Annotated in this window: 27 protein-coding genes; 14 read left to right on the forward strand and 13 right to left on the reverse strand. The window is 39.8% G+C overall.

Annotation, left to right across the window (positions count from 1 at the left end; all coding sequences use genetic code 11):
- Positions 1-3 precede the first annotated feature (3 nt).
- The 8 genes from SYN7502_RS05440 to SYN7502_RS05475 all read left to right on the forward strand — a co-directional run bounded on the left by SYN7502_RS05440 (position 4) and on the right by SYN7502_RS05475 (position 9,196).
- Entirely contained in the window at positions 4-2,028 is a 2,025-nt protein-coding gene (locus SYN7502_RS05440; RefSeq protein ID WP_015167877.1) for an FAD-dependent oxidoreductase, read from the forward strand.
- A 6-nt stretch (positions 2,029-2,034) separates the two neighbouring features.
- Positions 2,035-3,165 carry a murein transglycosylase A gene (gene mltA / locus SYN7502_RS05445; RefSeq protein WP_015167878.1) on the forward strand — a complete coding sequence of 377 codons (1,131 nt, stop codon included), beginning with the start codon at positions 2,035-2,037 and terminating at the stop codon, positions 3,163-3,165.
- Between the two features lie 53 nt (positions 3,166-3,218).
- Positions 3,219-3,971 carry a MinD/ParA family ATP-binding protein gene (locus SYN7502_RS05450; RefSeq protein ID WP_015167879.1) on the forward strand — a complete coding sequence of 251 codons (753 nt, stop codon included), beginning with the start codon at positions 3,219-3,221 and terminating at the stop codon, positions 3,969-3,971.
- 24 nt (positions 3,972-3,995) lie between these two features.
- Positions 3,996-5,969, forward strand: a complete 1,974-nt coding sequence (locus SYN7502_RS05455; protein WP_015167880.1) for an SMI1/KNR4 family protein — start codon at positions 3,996-3,998, stop codon at positions 5,967-5,969.
- A 6-nt stretch (positions 5,970-5,975) separates the two neighbouring features.
- Positions 5,976-6,566: a Uma2 family endonuclease gene (locus SYN7502_RS05460; RefSeq protein WP_015167881.1), complete on the forward strand. Its 591-nt coding sequence runs from the start codon at positions 5,976-5,978 to the stop codon at positions 6,564-6,566.
- Positions 6,559-8,025: a DNA repair protein RadA gene (gene radA, locus SYN7502_RS05465; RefSeq protein ID WP_015167882.1), complete on the forward strand. Its 1,467-nt coding sequence runs from the start codon at positions 6,559-6,561 to the stop codon at positions 8,023-8,025. The genes SYN7502_RS05460 and radA overlap by 8 nt, the downstream gene beginning before the upstream one ends.
- 145 nt (positions 8,026-8,170) lie before the next feature.
- Entirely contained in the window at positions 8,171-8,545 is a 375-nt protein-coding gene (locus SYN7502_RS05470) for a 2Fe-2S iron-sulfur cluster-binding protein (RefSeq protein WP_015167883.1), read from the forward strand.
- Positions 8,546-8,581: 36 nt separating this feature from the next.
- Positions 8,582-9,196 carry a hypothetical protein gene (locus tag SYN7502_RS05475; protein WP_015167884.1) on the forward strand — a complete coding sequence of 205 codons (615 nt, stop codon included), beginning with the start codon at positions 8,582-8,584 and terminating at the stop codon, positions 9,194-9,196.
- Positions 9,197-9,292: 96 nt separating this feature from the next.
- On the opposite strand, the gene obgE is transcribed toward SYN7502_RS05475, so the two are convergent.
- On the reverse strand, positions 9,293-10,276 hold the full coding sequence (gene obgE, locus SYN7502_RS05480; protein ID WP_015167885.1) for a GTPase ObgE: 984 nt from the start codon (positions 10,274-10,276) through the stop codon (positions 9,293-9,295).
- Between the two features lie 26 nt (positions 10,277-10,302).
- Positions 10,303-10,743 carry an SH3 domain-containing protein gene (locus SYN7502_RS05485; protein ID WP_015167886.1) on the reverse strand — a complete coding sequence of 147 codons (441 nt, stop codon included), beginning with the start codon at positions 10,741-10,743 and terminating at the stop codon, positions 10,303-10,305.
- Between the two features lie 313 nt (positions 10,744-11,056).
- Between SYN7502_RS05485 and SYN7502_RS05490 the strand changes: the two genes are divergently transcribed.
- Entirely contained in the window at positions 11,057-11,602 is a 546-nt protein-coding gene (locus SYN7502_RS05490; RefSeq protein WP_015167887.1) for a thioredoxin domain-containing protein, read from the forward strand.
- A gap of 29 nt (positions 11,603-11,631) precedes the next feature.
- Here SYN7502_RS05490 and SYN7502_RS05495 read toward each other — a convergent pair whose 3' ends face one another.
- A complete protein-coding gene (locus tag SYN7502_RS05495; protein ID WP_015167888.1) occupies positions 11,632-11,835 on the reverse strand; it encodes a hypothetical protein in 204 nt (67 codons plus the stop codon).
- A 115-nt stretch (positions 11,836-11,950) separates the two neighbouring features.
- On the opposite strand from SYN7502_RS05495, the gene SYN7502_RS05500 reads away from it, so the two are divergent.
- Entirely contained in the window at positions 11,951-13,270 is a 1,320-nt protein-coding gene (locus SYN7502_RS05500; RefSeq protein ID WP_015167889.1) for a DNA cytosine methyltransferase, read from the forward strand.
- Here the strand turns inward: SYN7502_RS05500 and SYN7502_RS05505 are convergent.
- The 5 genes from SYN7502_RS05505 to SYN7502_RS05525 all read right to left on the reverse strand — a co-directional run bounded on the left by SYN7502_RS05505 (position 13,267) and on the right by SYN7502_RS05525 (position 18,302).
- Positions 13,267-13,971: a hypothetical protein gene (locus SYN7502_RS05505; protein ID WP_015167890.1), complete on the reverse strand. Its 705-nt coding sequence runs from the start codon at positions 13,969-13,971 to the stop codon at positions 13,267-13,269. The genes SYN7502_RS05500 and SYN7502_RS05505 overlap by 4 nt on opposite strands.
- Positions 13,972-14,009: 38 nt before the next feature.
- Positions 14,010-15,929 carry an IMS domain-containing protein gene (locus tag SYN7502_RS18160; RefSeq protein WP_015167891.1) on the reverse strand — a complete coding sequence of 640 codons (1,920 nt, stop codon included), beginning with the start codon at positions 15,927-15,929 and terminating at the stop codon, positions 14,010-14,012.
- Positions 15,930-16,063: 134 nt separating this feature from the next.
- Complete coding sequence (locus tag SYN7502_RS05515) at positions 16,064-17,005, reverse strand: glutathione S-transferase family protein (RefSeq protein WP_015167892.1); 942 nt, start codon at positions 17,003-17,005, stop codon at positions 16,064-16,066.
- A gap of 77 nt (positions 17,006-17,082) precedes the next feature.
- Positions 17,083-17,862 carry a DODA-type extradiol aromatic ring-opening family dioxygenase gene (locus SYN7502_RS05520; RefSeq protein WP_015167893.1) on the reverse strand — a complete coding sequence of 260 codons (780 nt, stop codon included), beginning with the start codon at positions 17,860-17,862 and terminating at the stop codon, positions 17,083-17,085.
- Between the two features lie 77 nt (positions 17,863-17,939).
- Positions 17,940-18,302: a SnoaL-like domain-containing protein gene (locus SYN7502_RS05525; protein ID WP_015167894.1), complete on the reverse strand. Its 363-nt coding sequence runs from the start codon at positions 18,300-18,302 to the stop codon at positions 17,940-17,942.
- 134 nt (positions 18,303-18,436) lie between these two features.
- Here SYN7502_RS05525 and SYN7502_RS05530 point away from each other — a divergent pair, with 134 nt between their 5' ends.
- Complete coding sequence (locus SYN7502_RS05530) at positions 18,437-19,309, forward strand: LysR family transcriptional regulator (RefSeq protein WP_015167895.1); 873 nt, start codon at positions 18,437-18,439, stop codon at positions 19,307-19,309.
- Between the two features lie 28 nt (positions 19,310-19,337).
- Here the strand turns inward: SYN7502_RS05530 and menB are convergent, their stop codons facing one another.
- Positions 19,338-20,168 carry a 1,4-dihydroxy-2-naphthoyl-CoA synthase gene (menB, locus tag SYN7502_RS05535; RefSeq protein ID WP_015167896.1) on the reverse strand — a complete coding sequence of 277 codons (831 nt, stop codon included), beginning with the start codon at positions 20,166-20,168 and terminating at the stop codon, positions 19,338-19,340.
- A gap of 45 nt (positions 20,169-20,213) precedes the next feature.
- Positions 20,214-20,486: a DUF2973 domain-containing protein gene (locus SYN7502_RS05540; RefSeq protein ID WP_015167897.1), complete on the reverse strand. Its 273-nt coding sequence runs from the start codon at positions 20,484-20,486 to the stop codon at positions 20,214-20,216.
- Between the two features lie 370 nt (positions 20,487-20,856).
- Here SYN7502_RS05540 and SYN7502_RS05545 point away from each other — a divergent pair, with 370 nt between their 5' ends.
- The gene (locus SYN7502_RS05545) at positions 20,857-21,648 is read left to right on the forward strand and encodes a HEAT repeat domain-containing protein (protein ID WP_015167898.1); all 792 of its coding nucleotides are present in this window, start codon (positions 20,857-20,859) and stop codon (positions 21,646-21,648) included.
- A gap of 121 nt (positions 21,649-21,769) precedes the next feature.
- The gene (locus SYN7502_RS05550) at positions 21,770-22,189 is read left to right on the forward strand and encodes an FHA domain-containing protein (RefSeq protein ID WP_015167899.1); all 420 of its coding nucleotides are present in this window, start codon (positions 21,770-21,772) and stop codon (positions 22,187-22,189) included.
- Between the two features lie 23 nt (positions 22,190-22,212).
- Here SYN7502_RS05550 and nuoK read toward each other — a convergent pair whose 3' ends face one another.
- The 3 genes from nuoK to ndhI are packed head-to-tail and all read right to left on the reverse strand — an operon-like array spanning position 22,213 to position 23,749.
- Entirely contained in the window at positions 22,213-22,518 is a 306-nt protein-coding gene (gene nuoK, locus SYN7502_RS05555) for an NADH-quinone oxidoreductase subunit NuoK (RefSeq protein WP_015167900.1), read from the reverse strand.
- Positions 22,519-22,553: 35 nt separating this feature from the next.
- The gene (locus tag SYN7502_RS05560) at positions 22,554-23,156 is read right to left on the reverse strand and encodes an NADH-quinone oxidoreductase subunit J (protein ID WP_015167901.1); all 603 of its coding nucleotides are present in this window, start codon (positions 23,154-23,156) and stop codon (positions 22,554-22,556) included.
- An 11-nt stretch (positions 23,157-23,167) separates the two neighbouring features.
- A complete protein-coding gene (gene ndhI / locus SYN7502_RS05565) occupies positions 23,168-23,749 on the reverse strand; it encodes an NAD(P)H-quinone oxidoreductase subunit I (RefSeq protein WP_015167902.1) in 582 nt (193 codons plus the stop codon).
- Between the two features lie 290 nt (positions 23,750-24,039).
- Here ndhI and SYN7502_RS05570 point away from each other — a divergent pair, with 290 nt between their 5' ends.
- Positions 24,040-24,687, forward strand: a complete 648-nt coding sequence (locus SYN7502_RS05570; protein ID WP_015167903.1) for a GAF domain-containing protein — start codon at positions 24,040-24,042, stop codon at positions 24,685-24,687.
- The last annotated feature ends 70 nt before the right edge of the window (positions 24,688-24,757 follow it).

The raw sequence follows: 24,757 nt of genomic DNA on the forward strand, positions 1-24,757 counted from the left end.
AACATGATTTCTAAATACACATTAGCTTTTGTTGGCGGACTAGTTGCCCTTAGTGCAGTTCCCGCTTTAGCTCAAACTCCAAAAGTAAATATTCAATCCGAAGAATGCGATATTTTAATTGCTGGCGGTGGGTTAGCGGGATCGGCAGCAGCCTATGAGAGCCTATTGGCAGGTAAGACTGTATGTGTAACCGAAATTACCGATTGGGTGGGGGGACAAATTTCTGCCCAAGGTACATCAGCTTTAGATGAACGTAAAACTCAGCGATCGCTATTATTTTTTAATCGTGGGTACTTAGAGTTAAGGGAAAGAATCCAAAAACGCTATGGCATGTTAAATCCTGGTGGTTGCTGGGTAAGTTCCTCGTGCTTTATGCCCAAGGATGGACATGAGTTACTATTTTCCATGCTCCAAGATGCGGCTAAAACTGGAAAAGGTACTTTGAAATGGTATCCAAATACGGTTATTAAGGATTTAGATATTAGCAATGGCATTATTAACAATGCGATCGCCATTAGCCATAAACCCGCCCCCAATGCACCACCCTTAAATACATTACCCCTGTCCCAAACAATTTTAGATGCCTATAGTTACCAAGATTCACCATCATTTACTAAGGCTGTCACAAAGTTTATTCCCAAATCTGGGTCAACTAACCTACCTGCTAACTCAGCACCCAAGTGGTACGTAATAGATGCTACCGAAACTGGTGAATTAATTGGTTTAGCTGATGTACCTTACCGTTTAGGGATTGATCCGCTTTCCTATTTAGAGCCATCCTCTTCTAGTCGTACCGCCGATCCCTACTGCCCCCAAGGATTTACCTATACCTTTGCGATGCAGGCAACAGCCCAAACCCAAACCTATGAAATCCCCAGCTTTTATGCCCGTTATGCTCCTTACTACAGCTATGAGTTGCCCAGCCTAGCTAGTTTTCCCTTTGTCTTTACCTATCGTCGGATTTTTACACCCAATCCTGCTAAGTTTGAAGGTATAGATTTTAGCTTTTACAAAAAAGATGAAGCGGTTGTAGTCGGCGATATTTCTATGCAGAACTGGACTTGGGGTAATGATTATCGACCAGGTACGAGTAATGACAACTTAATTTATAGCCGTGAGCAGCTTCAAGCCTCTGGACAGTTAAAAAAAGGGGGTTGGATGGGTGGACTGAGAGCAAGTACCCTTGAACAGGCAGAGCTATTGGCAAAGGGCTATTTTTACTGGTTGGTGACTGGAACCACCGATTCCCAACTTAAAGATATTCCCAAACTGCCTAATCCCAACTATATTTTTCTGTCAGGTTTAGATTCTCCCATGGGTACACGTCATGGTTTGTCTAAGTATCCCTATATGCGCGAAGGACGCAGAATTATTGGCAGACCAAGTTGGGGCTATCCCACGGGTTTTACGATCTCTGAAATTGATATTTCTCGCCGTAATTACAATGATGACTACTACAAAAAAAATCTCCCTCCCCAAATGTATGCCAATTTAAGAGTGGCTTTAGCTGGATTAGAAAGTGCCGCTGCCATCACCGGTTCTACCCCTAGTAGTGAAATTCCGATTAGAACTCGTTCCACCATCTATCCTGATACCGTGGGCATTGGTCACTATGCCATTGACTTCCATCCTTGCCTGAATCTTAGTCCTGTGGAAACTGTAGGAAATACGGAAAGAGCAGGGGAAAGACGAGGACAGGGACAGGCTTATCCTTTCCAAATTCCCCTACGGGCATTAATTCCGCAAAAAATTGATAATTTGTTAATTGCTGGAAAAAGTATTGCCACTAGTCACATTGCCGCCGCCGCCTATCGAGTGCATTCCTTTGAGTGGTCATCGGGCGTGGCAGCAGGAATTACCGCCAGTTTTGCCCTAGAACAAAAGATTGCACCCTTTGAACTAGTTAATAATTTACCTCGCCCAGAACCTAAATTGGCAGAATTACAAAAACGCATTGAAAAATCTGGTAATCCTATTGCTTTTCCAGATACTTCGATTTTTAATCAAGATTGGAGTAAGTGGGAGTAGAAAACGATGAACTTAAGAAATTGGGCAGCATTTTTAGGCATTTCTATGATCTTGCTCGGTTTACCTACAAAAGTAAATGCTCAAGGGAAGATACAAGCATTAGTTAAAGTTTCTTTAGCACAAATTTTAGCTTCAGATACCAAGGGTTTAGTTGATGATTTATTAGCTAGCGATCGCCCCGCCCTCTTAGCTGCTATTGATCATAGTTTGAAATATATTCGCACACCCACGGCAAGCAAAACCTACCCCATTGGTGCAATTTCGCAGGTACGCATGGAACAGAGTTTGATCAGATTTCGCTACCTAGTTCAAACTTCGCCCACTGCCGTAGATTTAAATAATGCCGTTAAGAAAGAATTTAACTTCTACAAATCCGTAGGATTAGATCGGAAAGGCACGGTACATTTTACTGGCTACTATGAAGCCGTGTATCCCGCTAGTCGCACTCCCACCGATGTATATAAATATCCGATTTATAAGCTGCCAAGTAACTTTCAAGCATGGACTAGTCCCCATCCTACTCGTGCTGACCTAGAAAATGGGGATCAATTAAAGGGATTAGAATTAGCATGGCTTAGCGATCGCCTACAGGCATTTTTAATTCAAGTGCAAGGATCGGCAAGATTACAATTAACTGATGGCACAACTTTAACTGTAGGTTACGCAGGTAAAACCGATCGCCCCTATACTTCCGTGGGTGCTGAACTAGTTAAAGATGGCAAAATTAAGCTAGAAGAATTAACCTTACCCCGCCTAGTCAGTTACTTTGAGACCAATCCCCAAGACCTAAATACCTATCTTCAGCGCAATCCTAGTTTTGTATTTTTTCGGGAAACATTTATGCAGCCAGCTACAGGTAGTATTGGAGTTCCTGTTACCGCCGAGCGATCCATTGCCACTGATAAATCCGTAATGCCACCGGGAGCGATCGCCCTGATCAGTACCACCATCCCAGTTATCGAACAAGGGCAGTTAGTTTCTCGTCCCATTCGGCGATTTGTCTTAGATCAAGATACGGGTGGGGCAATTAAAGGTGCCGGTAGGGTCGATATTTTTATGGGGACAGGACAAATTGCTAAAGATCGGGCAGGATTGCTAAATAATGATGGAGAATTATATTATTTAGTCCTAAAGTAATGTTTGCTACCTTGACAAAACCTAGGCGATAAAATTAACACAACATTAAAACTATGCCCAAAATTATATGTGTGCATTCCTATCGTGGTGGTACGGGTAAGTCCAATCTAACCGCAAATATTGCCACAGCCTTAGCCATGGAAGGGCATCGAGTTGGAGTCGTAGATACAGATATTCAGTCACCGGGGGTACATTTCATCTTTGGGCTAGAAGAAGATGATATGGATAAAACCCTAAATAATTTTCTATGGGGGCAGTGTAATCCTGAAGAAGTTGCCTATGATGTTTCCCCGCAACAGGTAATTGACTTAGGGGGCAAAATATTTCTGTTTCCTGCCAGCATCAAGCCTGAAGATATAACCCGCATCTTAAATGAAGGCTATGATTTTAAGCTACTACACTTTGGCTTTCGGCAATTTGTGAAGCGTTTAGAGCTTGATTACCTAATTGTGGACAGTCACCCAGGCTTAAACCGAGAAACATTGCTGTCCTTTGCGGTTTCTAATCTGTTAATTTTAATTTTGCGTCCTGATCGCCAAGATTTTCAAGGTACCGCCGTCACTGTGGATATCGCGAAAAAACTCAGCGTTAATAAAATGTCGTTGGTGATTAATAAGGCTTTGGACAGCATGGACTTGGTAACTTTGCGGAAAAAAGTAGAAAAAACTTACGATCTAAATGTTCTCGGAGTCCTAACCCTTTCCGAAGATATGTTGAGGTTAGGGAGTAAAGGCATATTTTACCTAGAGTTTCCAGAGCATCCCTTTAGTGATGAAATTCATCGCATTATTAAGCAAATTGAGTAACAACACATAAGAGTTGGAAATTTTATGCCGCAACTAACCCCTGACCAAGAAGCACAGATTCCCTATTATGCAAAAAAGTGGCGTGACATTGCCTATTCCACTGATCCCATCGATCGAGAAAAAGTCACAGAGATTATCAACCGAGCATATTCCCTAATTGGTAAAAAAGCCCCACCGATTATTTTCTGTGGTAGCCCCTTTGACTATATTCAAAAAGTATCAGTTTTTAGTAAAAATTATCAGCCCATAGATTACTCAAGACTTGCAGATAAGCTTAATCAATCTTTTAGTGGCATATTTCAGGGATTAGGAGAGTTATATAAACAGGCTGAGGAAGTTAATAACCAGACTGAGGATCTTGCTCAGGGATTGGAAGGATTAAATCCAAAATTGCAGACTTTAGTTGATGAAGTTTTAAAAACAAGTTTCCCGCAAGTATTCAATTTAGATAATTTGGAACCAAATTTAGAACAATTAGCACAAGAAAGCAAAGCCTCTTCCCAACTGTTCAAACAAGAATTAAAGCAAAGCTTCCCAGAGTTTGAGCTTCCTGAAGAACTTGGGGAAGGCTTAAATACAGACTTACAATGTGGTAATGATTTATTTTTTAAAATCCCCGCTCAGATAACCCATGAATTAGGAAGTTGTATTCGAGGTTTACTTGGAAACGGACGTGAATTCTCTCCAATGAGACTACACAACTTGATTGACAGGTCAATTGACTCTTTTAGGCAAAACTTAATTCCTAGATTACTGGGAAACTGCATCTCTAATATCTCACTTTCTGATAACTATAATTGGTGTGATTTCAGTATTTCTATTCTCAATTGTAAATGCGCTCAAGAGAGGTGGCAGGTTTCCCTTGATATTGTGCAAAATTGTGGATATGTCTATCCATTTGAGAATCTTTGTTATGTTTGCGATCGCCCTACAAAAATCCTATTAGATGAGAATGAACTAGCTCATGCTTTAGGAGAACCTGCGATCAAGTATCCTGACGGATTCAAAATCTATGCCTATCGTGGAACTCTACTCACTGAAAAGTATACTTCTGTTCCCCCCTCTGAATGGCAGGCAGAATGGTATAAAGAAGAATCAGAAAGCCGTTTAAGGGAAGCTTTGATTGAGGTTTTACCTTCTGAGCAATTGCAGGTTAATTGGCTACTAGAAGAAGAAAATACAACTCTCAGAAAGTTTTTGATGGAAAAATTTGGATATGAGCGCATTTCTGCGGAGTTAGATATCAATGACGATTTAAATATCTTGCCGCAAGCTCTTCAAGATACCTATGGTTCAAGCCTATGGGTTGCGCGTGCTATATTACAAAATAGGGTGGAGCCAAAAATTCAACAGGTGATCGAAAGATGGCAAGAATTAGGTGATGATTTTAATCAACTCCGAAGGATGATTTTGATTGATTCTTTAGAACGTATTTTGGATTGGTATAAAAGTAATGTTCCAGATTATCAAGATGATTTCCTGCCAAGATTGACATTTGAAGAAATTGAAGAACAGGTCAAGGGCTTACCATTTAAACTTCCTAAGGAAGTCTATGATCTATACCAATGGCGCAATGGTAGTGAATCTCAGACAGTGAGCTTTGATGGATATTATTTCTCTTCTTTAGAAGTAGCTATAGAAAATAATGAATATATCAATGAAGATTGGAATATAGATATGCGGAAAGAATATAACTACTCTCCCTATCTTTTTCCTGTTTTTCAAGGTGATAAAGGTTCCTACGATATTCAAGTCAATGAGACTAAAGTTGATACAGTCCCCATCTTTGATGATTTTTATCAAGAGCCTGAAATGACAACACTTTTTAATAGCCTAACTACGATGATGATGGCGATCGCCGAAAGCTATGAAACAGGTGTATATGTTTACAATCCCGAATATAACAGTGTGAATTGGGAAGACATGAAAAAATCTGGAGAAATTCGTCTCAAATACAATTTTGGTACCGTAAAACAAATTTATTGCGATGGAGGATGAATAACTATGCAAGTGTTATTAAAACCCTCAAATAAGTCAGATCAAAAGATTACCTTAACAGGAATTAGTTGGGAGCAGTTTAAATTAATTCAATCAGGCTTGGTAGATACAACTGGAACTAGGCTTTTTTATCACCGAGGAGTATTAGAAATTTTGTCCACGTCATTGGATCATGAGCTAATTAAGGGATTACTTGGCGCACTTTTAGAGTTTTTCTTTTTAGAGAAAGATATAGAATTCTTTATTGCAGGCAACTGTAGCCAAGAACAGCCCAAATTAGTCTCCCTTCAAGCTGATGAGTCCTACTGTTTTGGTGAGCTTAAATCTATTCCAGACCTCTCGATTGAGATTATCTTTTCTAGTGGGAATATGGGAAAACTAGAGAAGTATTTAACTTTAGGTACAAAAGAAGTTTGGCTATGGGAAGATGGCACATTGGATATTTATTACTTGCAAGAAGATAAGTATCAGAAACTTAGCCGCAGTCACTTTCTCCCAGATTTAGATATTCAGCTTTTACAGAAATGTTTGCTGATTTCTTCACACCTAGAAGCACTTAAAGAGTTTCGGCAAGGAATACGCTTAAATAATGGCTAAACCTAAATCTCGGTATGTATGTAACCAATGTGGATCAGAATTTGCCCAGATGTTTGGGCGTTGTCCAGATTGCAGTGCTTGGGGTTCTTTGGTTGAAGAAGCGATCGCCCCTGTGGCAGAAATCCACTCCTTAGCTCAGTCTATAACTAAATCTGCTAAAACTAAAAACACCCCTGCTGCTGCCAAGGCATCCCTTACCCTTGCCCAAATTGGTGATGATCATCAAACTAAACTACCTTCGGGCTATGAAGAGCTAGATCGAGTTTTAGGTGGCGGGATTGTACCGGGTTCCTTGGTTTTAATTGGCGGTGAACCGGGCATTGGTAAAAGCACCTTGCTCTTGGGTATGGCTCAACAATTGATGCAACGCTATCCCACGTTATATGTCTGTGCTGAGGAATCTGCCCAGCAGGTTAAATTACGATCGCAGCGTTTAGGCTTAACAGATACTAATTCCAATCAACTTTATCTTTTACCTGAAACTGATCTAGAGACAATTTTGCAGGAACTGCGATCGCTCCGTCCACCTGTGGCGGTAATAGATAGTATTCAGGCTCTCTATTTCGCTAATTTGAATGCTGCTCCAGGGTCGGTTTCCCAAGTACGGGAATGCACTTCGGCGTTAATGCGAGTGGCAAAACGGGATAATATTTCGCTGTTTATAGTTGGTCATGTCACTAAAGATGGGGCGATCGCAGGACCTAAGGTTTTAGAGCATTTAGTAGATACGGTTTTATATTTTGAAGGCGATCGCTATGCTACCCATAGATTATTGCGATCGGTCAAAAATCGGTTTGGAGCTACCCAAGAGATCGGCGTGTTCGAGATGGTAGAGCAAGGACTTTTAGAAGTACGAAATCCTTCAGAATTATTTTTAGGTAATCGAGATGATCCTGCCCCCGGCACTGCCACCATTGTTGCCTGTGAGGGCACTCGCCCGTTGGTGGTGGAATTACAAGCATTAGTTAGTCCCACCAGCTACAGCTCTCCTCGGCGTACAACTACTGGAATTGAAAGTAATCGGTTTTTACAAATTCTTGCTGTCCTCGAAAAACGCATTGGTATTCCCCTATCTAAGCTAGATGCCTATGTTTCGGCGGCAGGGGGCTTAAATGTGGCTGAACCTGCGGTGGATTTGGGGGTGGCGATCGCCCTATGTGCTAGTTTTCGCGATCGCACTGTTGATCCCCGTACGGTAATGATTGGTGAGGTGGGATTAGGTGGTCAAGTACGGGCAGTTTCGCAGTTGGATTTACGCTTAAAAGAGGCAGCAAAATTAGGATTTAAGCGCGCAATTATTCCCAATGGTCAGGTAATTCAAGACTATGGCTTAGAAATAATTCCAGTCACTAAAGTTTTAGAAGCAATTATTGCAGCTTTGCCTGTAACCTCTAAAATAAAGGAAGGCTCCGAAAGTACAAATAATCCTGATGGGGGTCTGGGGCTGCGCCCCAGTTGAGGGCAAAGCCCTCAAACTCCCCTCCCAATATAAGAATAGAGCTAGTTAAATGGGGTGAAACCCATTCTTAGAAAACCTGACCTCTAGATTCAGTAGATCAGTACCCAATATTCAATAGCTCAAATTACCTAAAAATTATCTAAAAATGAAATACAAAGTCCAAATTCATAATCGCCAAAACCAAACCATTTTTGAAACGGAAGTTGATGGCGATCGCTATATCCTCGATGATTTAGAATCTCAAGGTGTGGATTTGCCCTCTGCCTGTATTAGTGGAGCTTGTACCACCTGTGCGGTGCGGGTCAAGTCGGGAACTATCTATCAACCTAATGCGATCGGGCTATCGCAAAAACTTCGCGATCAAGGCTATGCCCTGATTTGCTCTGGCTATGCTGAATCGGATTTAGTGCTAGAAACCCAAGATGAGAATGAGGTGTATTACCTCCAATTTGGACAATATTTTGATAAGCAAGTCCGCCGCCGTTTTTGGTTTAGTTTTCCACCTTTAGATCAGGATTAATCTTGATGATCGGTAGAAGGTACTTAGGTTTTGCATATGCAACAACTACCAATTTTGATTAAAGATAAATTTTTTAAGTACTTAAACGGATCGGAACCCATTACAGAATTTGAGCCTTGGATTTATCAAACTAAGGTTCTGGAAGACATACTCAGTAAGGATGACTACTTATATTTAATTTCCTTAGACTTCTCAAACAAATGGGTGAAATATAAAATTGACAACATTTTAAGGCGATATATCGACCTTGGGGAATATGAAACATGGAAACTAAAGCATCTACTATTCGCATTTATAAATGAAGATGGAAATCCTCAGCAACTGCTAGATGATATCTACGATCTCTACTACGATGGTTATTATTTCCTAGAAAGTCTTGGGCTTGGATATGAATTGTGTTTGGAATCATGGGCAGATTTAAGTAGAAGCCAAGAACTTGATTCCTTTCTCCAAAGAGCTAGAGGGGAAGCTCAAGAAGTATTATCTTGGTTAGAAACAAATAAAATTGTAATTAAAACTGCCCACGATGATAGGAATCATTTCTCAGTTATAGATACCAGAACCGAAAAAGAGAAGAAACCAACTTGGTACAAATTAGCTAAATTTTCAAATAGGCAACAATCCCAACCTTGGTGGAAATTTTGGGGTTAAATTAAATTAATACATCTCTAACGATTTATACTCATTACCACTGATTAGCACTGAGTTATAAATACTGAAATTAATTTACTATCAAGCAAAGCCGATCTATTCAGAAACACCTAGCTCCTTCCACACCGTTTGTAATAGGGTATCTAATCCTTGCTTAGTTGCGGCTGAAATTATTAAAGGAGGTTCAGGAAATTGGGCAGCGATCGCTTTTACTTCCTCTGGACTAAGTACATCACTTTTATTTAAAACTAATATCTGCTTTTTCTGGATTAAATCATGCCCGTATGCCGACATCTCTTCTTGAATTGTCTCGTAATCAGCAAGGGGATTTGCGGAGGCGACATCGACTAAATGGATTAAAATCTTAGTCCGTTCCACATGGCGGAGAAAATCATGCCCCAGACCAATGCCAAGATGAGAACCTTCAATTAATCCCGGAATATCTGCAAATACAATGCCATCGCCATCGGGTTTGGAAACCACCCCTAAATTTGGCACTAAAGTTGTAAACGGGTAATCAGCAACCTTGGGACGAGCCGCAGATAACACAGATATTAAGGTGGATTTTCCCGCATTGGGCATTCCCACAATTCCCACTTGAGCAATTAGCTTTAGTTCCAACCGCAAATGAAACTCTTCGCCTTCTAGTCCGGGTAGAGCATGTTCAGGAGCGCGATTACGATTACTCAAAAAGAACTTATTACCTAGCCCCCCTTTACCACCCTTCGCTGCGAGATAGCGATCGCCTTTTACAGTCAAATCTGCTAAAACCGCTTCCGTAACGGCATTCACAATTACCGTCCCACAGGGAACCTTAATTAAGAGATCGGCACCCTTTGCCCCAGTCATGTTTTTAATTCCACCCCGAACCCCATCCTCAGCCTTAAAAATATGCTGAAAGCGAAAATCTAAGAGTGTTTGTAAATCATCCACAGCCTCAATAATTATAGAGCCGCCATGACCACCGTTACCACCGGCTGGACCTCCTGCGGGAACATACTTTTCCCGTCGAAAAGCCACAATTCCATCTCCACCCTTACCAGCTTTAACTTGGATTTCTGCTTGATCTATAAATTGCATTGCTTAAATTGAACTAATTAAATATCCTAATTCCGAAAAATATTACCCGATCGCACCCAGCCCTTTTCCTGACTACTCTCCACTTGGATATAAACCCATTCCTTATCAGGAGTTTCCTTAAGTACGGATACATCGGCTTTGTATTCTACTCCACCTACACGGTTAGAATTGGGCTTAGGCTCACTTCTTAACACCAATCCCCTAGATACATTTACTTTGCCCTTATATTTTATGTCAGCAGCAATTGGCTTAAATGGTTGGGGCTTTGGCGGTGGGGAAAATTTGACAATGGGCATTGCCAGTCGATCTTTATATAAAGTATCACTCTGATTCTTGAACATTGGTTTACTGGGGCTAACTAAATAGGGAGCTAAAAGACCTTGCCACACCACATGCACACAGGCAAGAATTATCCCGAGTATAAAGGCAAAGACTATAGTGGATTTGATAATACGAGCTAATCTCATCAATTTTGTCAATCAAGCTAATCAATCTTCTGAATTTTGGTGAATATAAACTTATAAATAATTTATTTAGGACTTATGCAAATACAAACCAAAACCTTGATATTAAGTGGGGTGTGGGGCTGCGCCTCACTTGAGGGCAAAGCTCTCAAACTCCCTTCTCGCAATACTTTTAAATTAAACTGCGTAAGTCCTATTATTAAATAACTTATAAATACAGATAGAACTGATATTACTCCAATAACTAGATCAAGTAGAATGTGATATGTCTATGTTTAGTTTAAGGTTTAGTTCAAGCCGCATAAAATCATTACCTATGAATTCCTCTAGTGCCAGTTCTGCCAATTATTTGAGAAATTTATTAGTAGCGATCGCTGCCATAGGTTTAACCATTGCCTTGTTTTTTAGCTTACGGGTGCAAAGTAGTGAGGTTTCCTTAAAAGCAGTTGCCCAGTCTAGTATGCCCTTAGATGTGGCTCTAGCTAATCCCCAGCCTACAGTTATGGAGTTCTACGCTGATTGGTGTAGCAGTTGTCAGTCTATGGCAGCAGATAATTTAAGTTTGCAGCAGCAATACTCAGGCAAGATTAATTTTGTCATGCTCAATGTTGATAATAATAAGTGGCTTCCAGAAATAGATCGGTTTCAGGTGGATGGGATTCCTCATTTTGTATTTTTAGGGGCAGATAATAAAGTTTTAGGTACGGCGATCGGGGCAATTCCTCGCAATATTTTGACTGAAAATCTGGAGTCAATGCTGGCGAGTTTGCCTTTACCACATATCAGATTGAATTCAGGAGAGACTTCACCATTTAGTTCGCCTCGACCCGCCGATACCACTAATCCCCGAGATCACGGTTAAGCTTGACTGTCTTTTATTAAAACTCACTACTAAACCTTATATGTAGCTCCACGCTCTTTCATTCTCTGCTCAGGCTTAATGGAAGCATTTTTAGAAACCTGTTCCCAGTTCGTATCTTCTAAAATGGCATCAAGTACATCTGACAGGTTGCATCTTTGCTCAAAAGCCACCTTTCTCAAAATTTCGTGATGTTCGGGCTTAATATAAACAGGCTTTCTTTGAGTTTGTGCCATATTTTTAAGGTATCAGCAAATCTAAATATACATTAAATAGCTATTTATTTATATTGACATTTAGCTAATTAGCTAATTAAAATGAGAAAAGTTAATCCTCTAAACATTTAAGACTATGTCAAAAAAACTACTATCCCTATTTTCAGGTTGTGGAGGCATGGACTTGGGGTTTGATGGTGGATTTAAGGTACACAAAGATTTAGTAAATTCCTTGATTAATCCTAATTGGATTTTAGAAACACATAATAATCAAGTATTACTATCTAAAAATAATTTTGACTTGGTGTTTGCCAATGACATTGTTAAAGCTGCCAAAAATGCTTGGGTTTCTTACTTCGGACAAAGAGGCATAAGTCCATCTGTTTTTCACCTTGATAGTATTGTAAATTTGGTCAAAGACTCCGAACTTGGAAAATTCTCCTTCCCATCTAATATTGATATTGTGACTGGAGGGTTTCCATGTCAGGATTTTAGCGTCGCAGGGAAAAGGAAAGGATTTAATTCTCATAAAAGTCATAGTGGAGATTTACTGGATAAAAGTGAAATATCGGAAAATCGAGGTCAGTTATATCAATGGATGAAAAAAGTCATTGAAATTACTGCTCCAAAGGTATTTATTGCCGAGAATGTTAAAGGACTTATCTCCCTTGCTAATGCTAAATCAATTATTGAGTCGGATTTTAAATCTATTGGTGAGTATGGTTATATAGTCTTTGCCAAAGTTTTATTTGCTCCCGATTATGGTATCCCCCAACGGCGTGAACGAATTTTTTTTATAGGACTTAACAAACAATATTTACGCCCTGAAGCAGTGATCGCTTTACAGCAAGAATTAATCCCTGCAAGGCTTGATCCATTTCCTCCTAAGACTCATACGGCAACTGCCACTCAAGGCTCATTATTTAGCTCTTTGCTTCCCTTAAAACCATATACTACAGTCCGATCAGTATTAGAATCTTTAAATGAACCTGAACAAGAGAAGCAAGACTTAGCGCAGATGAAATACTCAAAGGCTAAACATTGCGGAAACCATCAAGGACAAATCGAAGTAAATTTAGATGGACTATCTCCGACAATTCGGTCTGAACATCATGGTAATATTGAATATCGAAGACTATCTTTAGAGCATGGTGGACGATATATTGATGAATTAAACAAAGGGCTATCAGAAAGAAGGCTAACTGTCAGGGAATGTGCTAGGATTCAAACTTTTCCTGATGACTATGAATTTGTTCGAGAATCTAAAGATGAATTACAACTAGGGGCAAGTAGTAGCTATAAATTAATTGGTAATGCCGTTCCTCCATTTCTAGCCTATCACTTTGCTAAAAGGCTTGAACTAATATGGGATAAGCTATTTATAACTGATAATCTGATAGTAAATCAACGAAAAGATTTGGTCTTACCTAAGATTTGTCTAACATCAGTAAGTTAGAAATTTTGATCATCATCGTCTGATACTTCAGTATTCAAATCCTCAATGGTAATATTCTCTTGCAGTGCTATTTTGATGATCTCTCGGACTAAATCATCTTGCCAAGAATACTTGATATTATTCTGGTAAATTCGGTTAATAGCTGCTCTAGCGTATTTTTTGATCCAATCTTTATCATTAATCATTAGTTCAAGTTTAGGGCTTTCACTTCCAGATTGAAATTTTCCCCAACTTAATCTAGGGCGTGGGGTTCTATCTTGAAATAAATCAGTCTCTCCTGTTGTGATCCCTAAATAGTAACGACCATACCTAAATTCAAATTTTGAATTATTTGATGATCGGCAACAAAATATGACCCAGATATTAAAGTCAAGTTTGCTAATAGTGGAACCAGGAATAATGCTTGAGTCTTTACAACTTTTAAGTTCAACCTTTCGCTTAAATTGATGATTGCCGTCACTAAAGGTTATTTGAATGTCAGGAGATTTAATTTCTACAATTTCAATATTCTTATGATTGGATAATCTGAATGCCTCTTCAAACTTTTGACAAGCTAATCTCGAATAGTCAGAATCAGTATTTGCTTCGCTATCTGTCCATCTTATCCGTAGAAGTTCATCAATAGCAGATTCTAGTATCTGAGTAGTTTTCTGTACTAATTGCGGAAGTAGCACGAAATCAAGAAAGCTTTGACTATCCATAGGTTTTAAGACTTGGTATTTGGCTTAAGTATGTTTAGTTACCGCACATTCATTGCCGATATTAGCCATTTATTATTGGTTTTAGTCAAGATGTACTCCACATCATAGGTATCCTGCTTGGAGTCTTTTTGATCAAGTTGTCCATTGGTATAGTAATTGCGGACTTCTGAAATATTAGTTAGCACCGATGCTTGGTTTTTATCAATTGACTTAAACTCTTTAACCGTAGCGGATTTGAGAATATATTCAGCATAGGAATTAGTATTTTTAAGTCCCGTAGCCCGCGATCGCCACTGGGTAAGTAGCGGTTCTGCCAAAATTTGCTCTAATCCTTCTAGTTTAAATTGACTGCCAAGGGCATCGGCTTTAGTTTTTTGCCAAGTTGTAATGATTTCCGTTGCCAGTTTTTGATCAATGCTTTCTGCTAGGTTAGGAACTATGGGTGCGATCGGTTTAAGATTAGCAAGGCTAGCAATAATTACAGGCTTTAAGACTGGCTCAGAGCTAATTGCAGGGGCTTTAGTCTTAGTAAAGTAATTCCAACCCATATATCCCAAAATAATAGAACCTCCACCGATCGCAAAAACAGTCAGTAAAAATAGGATCAAACGTTCGGGATGAAATTTATATCTAGCCTTTGGTCTGGGGCGAGAACTAACCCTCGGAGCGACTACCGTAGGCAGAAGGGGATCATTGGTTTGGCTGTTTTTTTGACTTTTCGGAGTATTTTTGGGAAAAATTTCTGTAAATGTAGGACTAGCAGCTACTTGGGGAAAAACTAACGGTTCTGAGATTACGGGACTAGTATTAGGGAGTTCATTGATATATGCCTGAACATGGCGATCGCTAAAATAGGAATCTAAATCTACGGTTTGACCAATTAGGTCTTTAAAGTGAGGGTAAATCTCTGTATTCAGCCATACCTGAGTATATTGATATAGCCCCTTCACGGGATCATTTTCTGGTTTTGCCATTGCATAAATGGTCGTTAATCGCTCAGTTTCATTACTTTGATCTAAAAATTCAGTGGCTTCTGTTAATTGCCCCAACAATAAAGCACAGATTGCAATTTCCAGATAGATATTTTGGGAGGAGCCAATTTTACTCAGGAGATTTTTAGCCTTACGAATTGCATTGGGTTGGGATTGGGATACACCTTTGGCAATCAGGGCATAAACCGATAGGTAACTGGCAACTAAAGATGGACGACGAGATTCTTCTTCAAACAATTGCTCCTGCTCTGCTGTGGTCATATAGGCTCTTATTTCTAAGATAAATTGTAAAAACTTGTCAATGTTTAAGCCCGAATGATCATCTCCTTTCCCGTCAATCCCGCGCCGTTGCTCTAAAATCTCTTTGAGTAAGGCAATACCCTCAGCCTTTGTCTCTGGCGATGCGATTAATTCCAACACTCGATAGGGGCGCAACTGCCATAATCCAGCTTGTAATTCTTGTTTGATTTCCGCAAAAAATTCCGACTTGGCTAAAACCTCATAACCACGCTCATAGTTATAAGAAGCAGCTTGATATTTACCTTGACTCCAAAATTCTCGCCCTAGTTCTAGGTATGCTAAACCCGTTGTGAGCAGGAAATCACGATCGCTAAAATTGGTACTAGTGGTACTCAGCTTAATAATCTGATCGTATTCGCCTAGCTCGTACAATAACAGCATTGCCCCACATAGATCACGATTATCAATTTCAATCGAGAATGTATGTTCATGCTTAGACTGCAATAACTCAGGTAGAATTTGAGCATCGTACAGTTGCCGTTGTGAACTATCTGCTAAGACTGTGTGGGCAACATTTAAGAGCTTTTGACGGGATGAGATTGCTTTTTCAGAATATTCACGGCGAGGCAAGGATTTATTGCGATCGCTGTACGCCTGATTAATCTGCTCAATTTTTGCTTGGGGAGTTAGACCTAAAATGCGATAGTAATCTAGTTGAATCCGCACGGTTTAATCCTTATATTGGCGAAACTAGTAAAAATAATAACTTATATTATATTTTCCAGAAACTAAATCCTCATAACCACTTAAAAACGCATATAGACAAATCTCAGATTTAGGCTTTGCTTGTATTTTTTTATTTAAGCTATAAGCTCCAAAGGACTACCTAAAGGCACAATTCCATTGGGGTTAATTTCAGGAATACCCATGTAGTAAAGCCTTTTAACATGATCAGCATTACAGACTTCCTTTACCCCATCAATCCTATAAAGATGGAGAAGGTACTGCCAAAGGTGAGGATAATCCCGCAATTGCCTCAGATTACACTTGAAAGCTCCATAATAGGCAAGGTCAAATCTAAAGAGGGTTGGAAATAAGCACCAATCAGCTAAGGTTAAGCGATCGCCAACCACATATTTCTGATTTGCTAACACTCCTTCCCAGTAGTCCAGAGCCGCAAATAACTCTACTACAGCACTTGTGTAGGCAGATTGGGATGTGGCAAAGCCAGCACGATAGACTCCGTTATTAATTGGTTGATAGATTTTTGCGATCGCTTCATCAATCTCAGTTTGTAAGTCGGCAGGATAAAAGTCCAGTTCAGGATGACGGGCAAATTCATTAAATTCAGAATTTAGGATTTTAATTATCTGCTGAGATTCATTATTAACAATGGTCTGGGTTTTGCTGTCCCACAGTACAGGCACCGTAACTCGACCTGTGTAGTCAGATTTTGCCTTTACATAAATTTCAGCAAGATACTCGGCTCCATTTAAGCGATCTGGAATACAGCCTTGATAATCGGAAAACTTCCAGCCGCGATCGCTAATCACTGGATCAACAATGGATAGTCCGATCGCATGTTCTAAACCCTTAAGCTTCCAAATAATGGCGGTGCGGTTTGCCCAAGGACATCCTAACGAAACATAGAGATGATAGCGATTTGGCTCTGCTTTAAAAGTTTTTCCATCCTTGGTAATTTGATTATGAAAATAAGTCGGCATTCTCTTGAACTCCCCACTTTCATTATGTTCTGTCCATTCTGTTTGCCATTTGCCATCCACTAATAACCCAAGTGCCATGATTTTTCTCCTGTTTTTAGTTTTGAGGTGAGAACTTCGTAAGAATAAGATAATGGAACGATCAAAAAAGCTAACTTCTAAGATAAAACTGATTCAAACCTAAAGGCTGCCATACTTAATATTCCGTGGGTGTAGCTATCGTGGATTTGAGTGGCTTGAGCATCTTTGCCACTGGCTCCCATCACTACGAATAGGGGTAAGAGATGTTCGGGAGTAGGATGGTTCCGTTTAGCATGGGGGGCTAATAGTTTGTAGTTGAAAAGTGCATCTAGGTCAAAATTTATGATCTTATCGCTCAACCAATCAGTAAATTCTCTTACCCAAGCGGGCGGGGATACATATCTACCGATTTCCATGAGGTTATGGGTGGCACTTCCACTACCAATGATCAGAACTCCTTCTGCTACTAGAGGAGCAAGAGCTTGTCCCAAGTGGAAATGATAGGCAGCATCTTTCTCAGGTTGAACTGATAGCTGGGTGATAGGAATATCAGCATTTGGGTAAATTAACATCAGTGGGCTCCAAACCCCGTGATCAAGACCGCGATCGCTAACAATTTCGGTAAAAAATCCGTTTTGATCTAATAGATTTTTGACGCGATTTGTAACTTCTGGAGCGATACTTGCTGGATAATTAAGTTTATAAAGCTCGGAGGGAAATCCCCCAAAATCATGTAATGTCTGTGGTTGAAGCGTAGCATTAACTTGAGGAATTCTAGTATTCCAGTGGGCAGAAATGATCAAAATTGCTTTAGGCTTGGAAATTTTCTGTCCTAGTTGCATCAAAAAGCTTCGAGCTGGGCTGGGTAAAATAGCCATATCAGGGGAGCCGTGGGAGATAAAGATAGCTGGGAGCATAGATGCCTCTTAATCGGGACAAAAGTCTGCATGAAAGGGAGAATTAAATCTCCCCCTGTTTTAGTTAGCACCTTACATTAGGAAGCGTAGTAGAAGCGTTCGTGGATTACTTTGCCATCTTGCCAACGCTGCACTGAAACTTGATCGTGGGTAACTTTGCCCCATTCAGCATGGGTATAGTCCACAAACCATTCGGAAATAATCACATCTTCGCCAAAGGCAACAGCTTTCACCTCTGCGGCTCTAAATTCCGTCACTTTAGAAAAGAAATCTAGTTCGCGATCGCGGTTAGCAGATTTACCCTCAGTGGCAGGATTTTCATTCTCTTGCATGACTACGTTTTCGCCATAGTATTTTTCAAAGGCATCCATTGCTTGCCCAGATAAAACCAGATTTTTAATTTCCTCAAACTTTGCTTGCAGGTCAGTTGTAGTAGCCATAATTTCTCCTATTATGATTTTGGTTTAGGTTTTTTAGAGCTTGTGCTGCTCACTAAATTAATTATGTTTTATGCTATACACTTTGAGAAGATGGCAAAATAGAATATGTATTATTCCTAATAAGAATAAATAAAATGCTGGATCGTCTTTCTTGTATTCAAAGTTTTGTGCGAACAGTGGAAACTGGCAGTTTTTCCGCAGTGGCAAAGGAGCTAAATACAACTCAACCCACAATTAGCAAACAAATTGCTGCCCTTGAAGAATATTTAGATGTGCAGTTACTAGTACGTTCCACCCGCAAAGTCAGTTTGACCGATGAAGGTGATCGATTTTATGAAATTGCCCTCCAACTATTGGCAACATTGACTGAAGCAGAATCTCGGGTGGGAAAACGACAGGAACCGAGTGGACTTTTACGGGTTAATTGTTCGGTAGGGTTTGGGCAGCTTCAGCTTGTGCCTGTTTTGGATAAATTTTTAAGTCGCTATCCCCAAATTAAAATGGATTTAACTATGGCTGATCATTATATTGATCTAGTTGAGGAAGGCATTGATCTAGCAATTCGGATTGGCACTTTTAGCGATCGCAGCCTCATTTCCGAACAAATTGGCGAAACCCGACTGGTAACAGCAGCAGCAACTAGCTATTTTGCCCGATTTCCTGAACCAAAGGTACCTTCAGACTTAATTCACCATAACTGCATAGTTTATACTCGCCAATCCACAGGCAATTTATGGCATTACAAGGGAGCCGAAATTACCGTACAAGGAAACTTGCAGGTGAATAATTCAGGGGCATTAACGGAGCTAGTTTATAAGGGTTTAGGGATTGGCACAGCACCAATGTGGGGATTCAACGCAGGACTGGAAAATAAATCTCTAAAATTAGTGCTAGAGGATTACGAGCCTTCTCCCTTACCCGTAAAAGTTGTCTATCGGCGTGGACGATTTATCTCAGCAAAAATTAAGTGCTTTATTAGTTTTCTGAAGCAGGAATTAAAATTCTAAAGCATCCGATTATTAAGGCAACTCGTTTTTAAGGTAACTTGGGATATTGACGAAAATTAGGCTTACGCTTCTCTAAGAAGGCATTTTTTCCCTCCTGCGCCTCTTCCGTCATATAAAACAACATCGTCGCATTACCCGCTAATTCTTGAATTCCCGCTTGCCCATCACATTCAGCATTAAAAGCAGACTTGAGACAACGGATTGCCAACGGACTTTTATCTAAAATTTCCTCAGCCCAAGCAATTCCCTCTGCCTCTAGTTGCTCAATGGGAACCACCTTATTTACTAATCCCATTTCCAAAGCTTCTTGGGCATTATATTGACGGCATAGGTACCAAATTTCCCTTGCTTTTTTCTGTCCCACGATCCGAGCTAAATAGGAGGCACCAAAACCACCATCAAAACTGCCGACCATAGCCCCCGTTTGCCCAAAAATCGCATTTTCCGCAGCGATCGTTAAATCACAAATGACATGTAAAACATGACCACCCCCGATCGCATAGCCAGCCACGAGAGCAATTACAGGTTTAGGAATAGTTCTAATTATGCGTTGTAAATCAAGGACGTTTAAGCGGGGAATGCCACTTTCAGATATATAACCACCATCGCCGCGAATTTTTTGATCTCCGCCTGCACAGAAAGCATACTTACCATCAGGAGCAGGATTAGCACCTGTTAAAAGCACAACTCCAATCGTAGTATCTTCACGGGCATCATTAAAAGCCTGAATCATTTCGGCGATCGTTTCGGGTCGAAAAGCATTACGCACATGGGGACGATTGATCGTAATCTTGGCTATGCCATCATGCTTGTGATAAAGAATATCTGTAAACTCGCCTACATTCTGCCAATCTTTCATTTAACTGATTTCATTTAACTTAAATATTCCCTATTTAGTTTTCATTTAGTTATCAGTATTAGGTGATGAATTATAAATTGCATCAAGGCGAGATCGGGCATCATCAAAATTTAGCGATCGCATTACTAACAAGGGTTCGTCGGTAATATTGCCGTTTTCATCAATTAATTCAGGGTGAATAGTTGGACGAGGTCTTCTTGCCGCGCGATTGGTAGCCTTGATCTCAGTTTGGGACAGAGCGATCATACTTTTAATTAAATTCGACACAGCAACTAAAGAAAGGAGTGTAAAGGCAACTATGTATAAAATTTGCAGCATGGTTCGGGTTAATTATTTTTAAATCTTTTGGTAAATCTTAAATTCTAAAAAATCGAATATTTCTTTAATTAGTAATACTCTTAATATACAGCATTCACCATAGTAGGCTCGCCCACAGCTTAAAAAGCCAGCAATTCTAATTAATTATGCGAATTTTGCATCAAATTTATTGGTATTATTGAGAATAATCGCAATACCGAACCTTGAAAAGCCTATATCTTCGTCAGAAATTTGTAAGCTGGAGTAGCTTATAGGCAAGTTAAAAGTCAAAATGAGAATGGTTGTTCTTGCATTCAGGATTTCTATTGTCTATATCTATTGTCTGAGCGTCTAAAGCAAGCTAATCTAGGAATAGCTAATCTAGGAGCAAATGATTGACCCAAACCCAGCCGTAACAGTTGATAGCTCATCGCAAAATTCTTTAATGTCAGCAGATGAGGAGCTATTTCATCCTGACCCAGAGGAAATGTTGGTACTTTTAAGCTCTGAAAATGTATTAGAAAGAATGCAGGCAGCAAGGGCATTTTGTGAGATTCAAGATCATAGAGCAATTCCTAAACTGATTTTGCTACTAGAAGATACCTGTACATTGGTGAGGGTTAGTGCCGCCTACGCTTTAGGACGTAATCCAGTTTTATCTCTAGATTTTTTAACTCAATTTCTGCCCGAACTTTCCGATCATTTTTCCATAGTTGATTATCTAATTGCTAAGCTCAGTAATGAGTGGAATGGCTATGTGCGTAAAGGGATTGTTTGGACATTAGGCAATTATAAGGATGTTAAAGCTCTCAATCCACTGGTCTCAGCCTTAAAATATGATATTGCGGCGGTTAGGCTTTGGGCTGCTAGTGCTTTGGGGCAGTTAGGACAACCACAGGCAGTAGATGCGTTAACATCAGCTTTGATTAGTGATCATGTTGCTGGAGTGAGGAGTAATTGTGCATGGGCTTTAGGTAAGCTATTGATAAAAGTAAGCGATCGCTCACCCCAAAATGATACCTATCAATCTGCCATAGATGCTTTAGTTAATGCCATAGATGACATAGACTTGGGTGTGCAGAGTGATGCCAAAGTAACACTACGCAGACTTGGAGACCCTAGAGGACTAAAGGTTTTAGAAAAAATAGATTACGAGCAGGGATACTGTGACTACCCAATTTAGGAGAATTTAAGCAAAGTTTAATTGAAAAATTTTAAGATAGATTTTGACTTTTATATCTATGACAGTATGCTATATAGAACTTATTGGTTAAATTTATTAAATTTGAATAAGTAAAAAATCAGTGATTACCCTACATCTTTTACACCCCACCGAAAAAACTCCTATGCAAAAATGGAGCTTTGAATCGGAGCCAGTAATTCGCATCGGTCGAGTAGAAGATAACCATGTCATCCTCTATAGTTCTGTGGTTTCTAGACATCATGCTGAACTCCGCCGACAGCCTCGTTATTGGGAAATAGTAGGACTGGGAGCAAATGGCACTTTTATTAATGGAGAAAAGATAAGTCAAGCCAAGATCACCAGTGGTACCATTATTAGACTAGCTAACTCTGGTCCCAGAATTCAGATTTTCCTCGATGCTAGTGAAAATGAAGTGGTAAACGATGAAAATGTACTAGAGAGCCAATCCTTACCCTCTGAACGCAAAAATGACCCAGCCAAAGAACGTAGGACTTTTTTAGCCCCTCGACTAGATCGGTAGAGAGAAATTAGCTAAAAATCCTATTACCAGCGCAATAAATTAAACTGCTCCATATCAACTGTGTCACGACTACGGTAAATAGATAGAATGATTGCCAAACCAACAGCAGCTTCAGCAGCAGCGATCGCAATCACAAAAGTAGCAAATACCTGTCCTCGAATATTGCCAGAATCTAAAAAATTAGAAAATGCTAACAAATTCAAATTCACGGCATTTAGCATTAGTTCCACAGACATTAATACCCGTACAGCATTACGACTGGTAATTAGCCCATAGATGCCAATACAAAACAAAGCTGCTGCAATCAGTAAAAATGGTTCTAGAGACATAATTTTTATTATTTATAGAAAATACTCGGATAAATTTAAGGCTTGGTACTAACTAACTGTTCCCGTGGTTTCTCCAGTAGAGATAAGGAATCATCTTCAGAGATACTAGATTTTATGGTTTCGGGAATAAACTCACGGCGCGCCAACACAATTGCTCCAATTAAAGCTACTAATAGCAGTACAGATGCCAACTCAAAGGGTAACAAGTAGTCGTAGAAGAAATGTTTAGCGATCGTGACTAAAGTTGAAGTTAAAACAAAGGTAGCAGGCTGGACTGTCCAGTTAGTTGAGGTTAAAGTCACAGCTAACAAGGTAAATAGAGCAATGGAAACTAGAGCGGTAATTGTATTTCTCAAACCACTTAGCTTAAATACAGGATAGTCTTGACGCTTATTTACAAGCATAATTGCAAATAAAATCAACACATTGACAGCCCCAACATAAATTAAAACTTGAGCAGCTGCCACAAAGTCGGCATTGAGTAACAGATAAAGACCAGCTACACTCACAAATACGCCACCCAATAAAAAGGCTGAATAGACGATGTTAGGTAATAAAACAACACCCATAGCTGCGGCTACTATCATCGCTGACAGGATCACTAGTGAAACAGATTGAACTCCATCACTTAAATTCATAGTTCTAATTCCTAATTTGTATTGGCTTCGATGATTTCTTCGGGTCTTTGTCCCGCCCTACGCTCGGTATAGGAGACTTCATGCCCATCCATTACCCCTTTAGGCAAGTATCCCAGTTCACGAATGGGGGTAACTAGAGGGTCTTCGGTAACCTTGGAGGGTAGTCGTCCTAGAGCCACATTATCAAAATTTAGTTCGTGGCGATCGTAGGTAGATAAATCATATTCCTCGGTCATGGATAGACAATTGGTAGGGCAGTACTCCACACAGTTACCGCAAAATATACACACGCCGAAGTCAATGCTATAACTTTTTAGTTCTTTTTTCTTAATTTGGGGGTTAAACTCCCAGTCAACCACGGGTAAGTTTATGGGGCATACTCGAACACAAACCTCACAGGAAATACATTTATCAAACTCAAAGTGAATACGCCCACGGAAGCGTTCGGAAGGAATCAGCTTTTCGTAAGGATACTGCACAGTAATCGGGCGACGGCGCATGTGATCGAAGGTTACAGATAAACCCTGACCAATATATTTAGCTGCTTGTACTGCTTCTTTGGCATAGTCACCGACCTTATTCAAAAATTTCATTTTAGTATTTTCTTGATTAGGCTATTTGGTTAATAAGTTGGCATAAAATGTGAGCGTACTGTTCTAGTGGTTGTATTGAACCTATTAGACTGGCTCTTAAGTGACATTAATACATTAATATATTACAGCGATCTGAATTTCTATGGTTTTTTACTTTAGACTACAAACAATAGTTAATTATCTATAGATTCAAAGCAGATTCACCGCTATTCTTTGCTAAATAACTGACTAATTGACGGAACTTAGTTTTTTACGGTATTTCTTAAGTTAAATTTTCCACATAGTTGTTTATGATCGACCAGACTGAAGCTAACCTTAGAGCAGAGCAAATAATTGAGACTGAGGGTGTTAAATTAATCGATAACCTTTTGGCGATCGGTAATGCTTTATCCACAAGGACAGACCTTCAGGATATTCTCAATCTGATTTTGCTTAAAGCCCGTGAGATTACTTATAGCGATGCGGGAAGTTTTTACTTGATTGATCATCGCTTACCCCATCCCGCTATTTGTTTTGAGGTTTCTCAGAATTCTTCCCAGCCTGAACGGTCTTTAGTTGATTTTGCTGTACCAATGACGAAGCAAACCTTAGTTGGATATGTGGCAATTACGGGAGAGGTCTTAAATATTCCCAATGTCTATGAAATTCCTACGGATGCTCCCTATCACCATCATCACGCCTTTGATGAAGATATTAGTTATAGGGCATGTTCGGTGGTAGTTTTACCGATGAAAAATGCTGAAGGTTTGGTGTTTGGAGTAATGCAGCTAATTAATCGCAAACTTAGTCCAGATATTATTCTTACTCCAGATAATGCCTTGGCAATGACCCAGCCTTACTCGATTTGGGAAGAAAAAATCCTGAGATCGCTCGTCAGTCAGGCTACTTTATTTGTTGAGCATTATCGCTTATTAAATCCTGAGTCTTCAATACATTAACTGATAGCTGCCATAGGGTGAGTTTATAGTTCATCTTGACTTTAGCTGACACTTCACCTGAGGGACACAC

The sequence above is a fragment of the Synechococcus sp. PCC 7502 genome, from assembly GCF_000317085.1.
Taxonomy (GTDB): domain Bacteria; phylum Cyanobacteriota; class Cyanobacteriia; order Pseudanabaenales; family Pseudanabaenaceae; genus PCC-7502.

Bases quoted from the DNA above. Each gene is read 5' to 3' on its own strand.
- SYN7502_RS05470 (WP_015167883.1), top strand. From the start codon at position 8,171: ATGAAATACAAAGTCCAAATTCATAATCGCCAAAACCAAACCATTTTT.
- SYN7502_RS05440 (WP_015167877.1), top strand. From the start codon at position 4: ATGATTTCTAAATACACATTAGCTTTTGTTGGCGGACTAGTTGCCCTT.
- SYN7502_RS05500 (WP_015167889.1), top strand. From the start codon at position 11,951: ATGTCAAAAAAACTACTATCCCTATTTTCAGGTTGTGGAGGCATGGAC.
- obgE (WP_015167885.1), bottom strand. From the start codon at position 10,276: ATGCAATTTATAGATCAAGCAGAAATCCAAGTTAAAGCTGGTAAGGGT.
- ndhI (WP_015167902.1), bottom strand. From the start codon at position 23,749: ATGAAATTTTTGAATAAGGTCGGTGACTATGCCAAAGAAGCAGTACAA.
- SYN7502_RS05450 (WP_015167879.1), top strand. From the start codon at position 3,219: ATGCCCAAAATTATATGTGTGCATTCCTATCGTGGTGGTACGGGTAAG.
- SYN7502_RS05515 (WP_015167892.1), bottom strand. From the start codon at position 17,005: ATGGCACTTGGGTTATTAGTGGATGGCAAATGGCAAACAGAATGGACA.
- SYN7502_RS05495 (WP_015167888.1), bottom strand. From the start codon at position 11,835: ATGGCACAAACTCAAAGAAAGCCTGTTTATATTAAGCCCGAACATCAC.
- menB (WP_015167896.1), bottom strand. From the start codon at position 20,168: ATGAAAGATTGGCAGAATGTAGGCGAGTTTACAGATATTCTTTATCAC.
- SYN7502_RS05545 (WP_015167898.1), top strand. From the start codon at position 20,857: ATGATTGACCCAAACCCAGCCGTAACAGTTGATAGCTCATCGCAAAAT.
- SYN7502_RS05455 (WP_015167880.1), top strand. From the start codon at position 3,996: ATGCCGCAACTAACCCCTGACCAAGAAGCACAGATTCCCTATTATGCA.
- SYN7502_RS05475 (WP_015167884.1), top strand. From the start codon at position 8,582: ATGCAACAACTACCAATTTTGATTAAAGATAAATTTTTTAAGTACTTA.
- nuoK (WP_015167900.1), bottom strand. From the start codon at position 22,518: ATGTCTCTAGAACCATTTTTACTGATTGCAGCAGCTTTGTTTTGTATT.
- SYN7502_RS05560 (WP_015167901.1), bottom strand. From the start codon at position 23,156: ATGAATTTAAGTGATGGAGTTCAATCTGTTTCACTAGTGATCCTGTCA.
- mltA (WP_015167878.1), top strand. From the start codon at position 2,035: ATGAACTTAAGAAATTGGGCAGCATTTTTAGGCATTTCTATGATCTTG.
- SYN7502_RS05540 (WP_015167897.1), bottom strand. From the start codon at position 20,486: ATGCTGCAAATTTTATACATAGTTGCCTTTACACTCCTTTCTTTAGTT.
- SYN7502_RS05520 (WP_015167893.1), bottom strand. From the start codon at position 17,862: ATGCTCCCAGCTATCTTTATCTCCCACGGCTCCCCTGATATGGCTATT.
- SYN7502_RS05505 (WP_015167890.1), bottom strand. From the start codon at position 13,971: ATGGATAGTCAAAGCTTTCTTGATTTCGTGCTACTTCCGCAATTAGTA.
- SYN7502_RS05490 (WP_015167887.1), top strand. From the start codon at position 11,057: ATGAATTCCTCTAGTGCCAGTTCTGCCAATTATTTGAGAAATTTATTA.
- SYN7502_RS05460 (WP_015167881.1), top strand. From the start codon at position 5,976: ATGCAAGTGTTATTAAAACCCTCAAATAAGTCAGATCAAAAGATTACC.
- radA (WP_015167882.1), top strand. From the start codon at position 6,559: ATGGCTAAACCTAAATCTCGGTATGTATGTAACCAATGTGGATCAGAA.
- SYN7502_RS05530 (WP_015167895.1), top strand. From the start codon at position 18,437: ATGCTGGATCGTCTTTCTTGTATTCAAAGTTTTGTGCGAACAGTGGAA.
- SYN7502_RS05570 (WP_015167903.1), top strand. From the start codon at position 24,040: ATGATCGACCAGACTGAAGCTAACCTTAGAGCAGAGCAAATAATTGAG.
- SYN7502_RS05485 (WP_015167886.1), bottom strand. From the start codon at position 10,743: ATGAGATTAGCTCGTATTATCAAATCCACTATAGTCTTTGCCTTTATA.
- SYN7502_RS05525 (WP_015167894.1), bottom strand. From the start codon at position 18,302: ATGGCTACTACAACTGACCTGCAAGCAAAGTTTGAGGAAATTAAAAAT.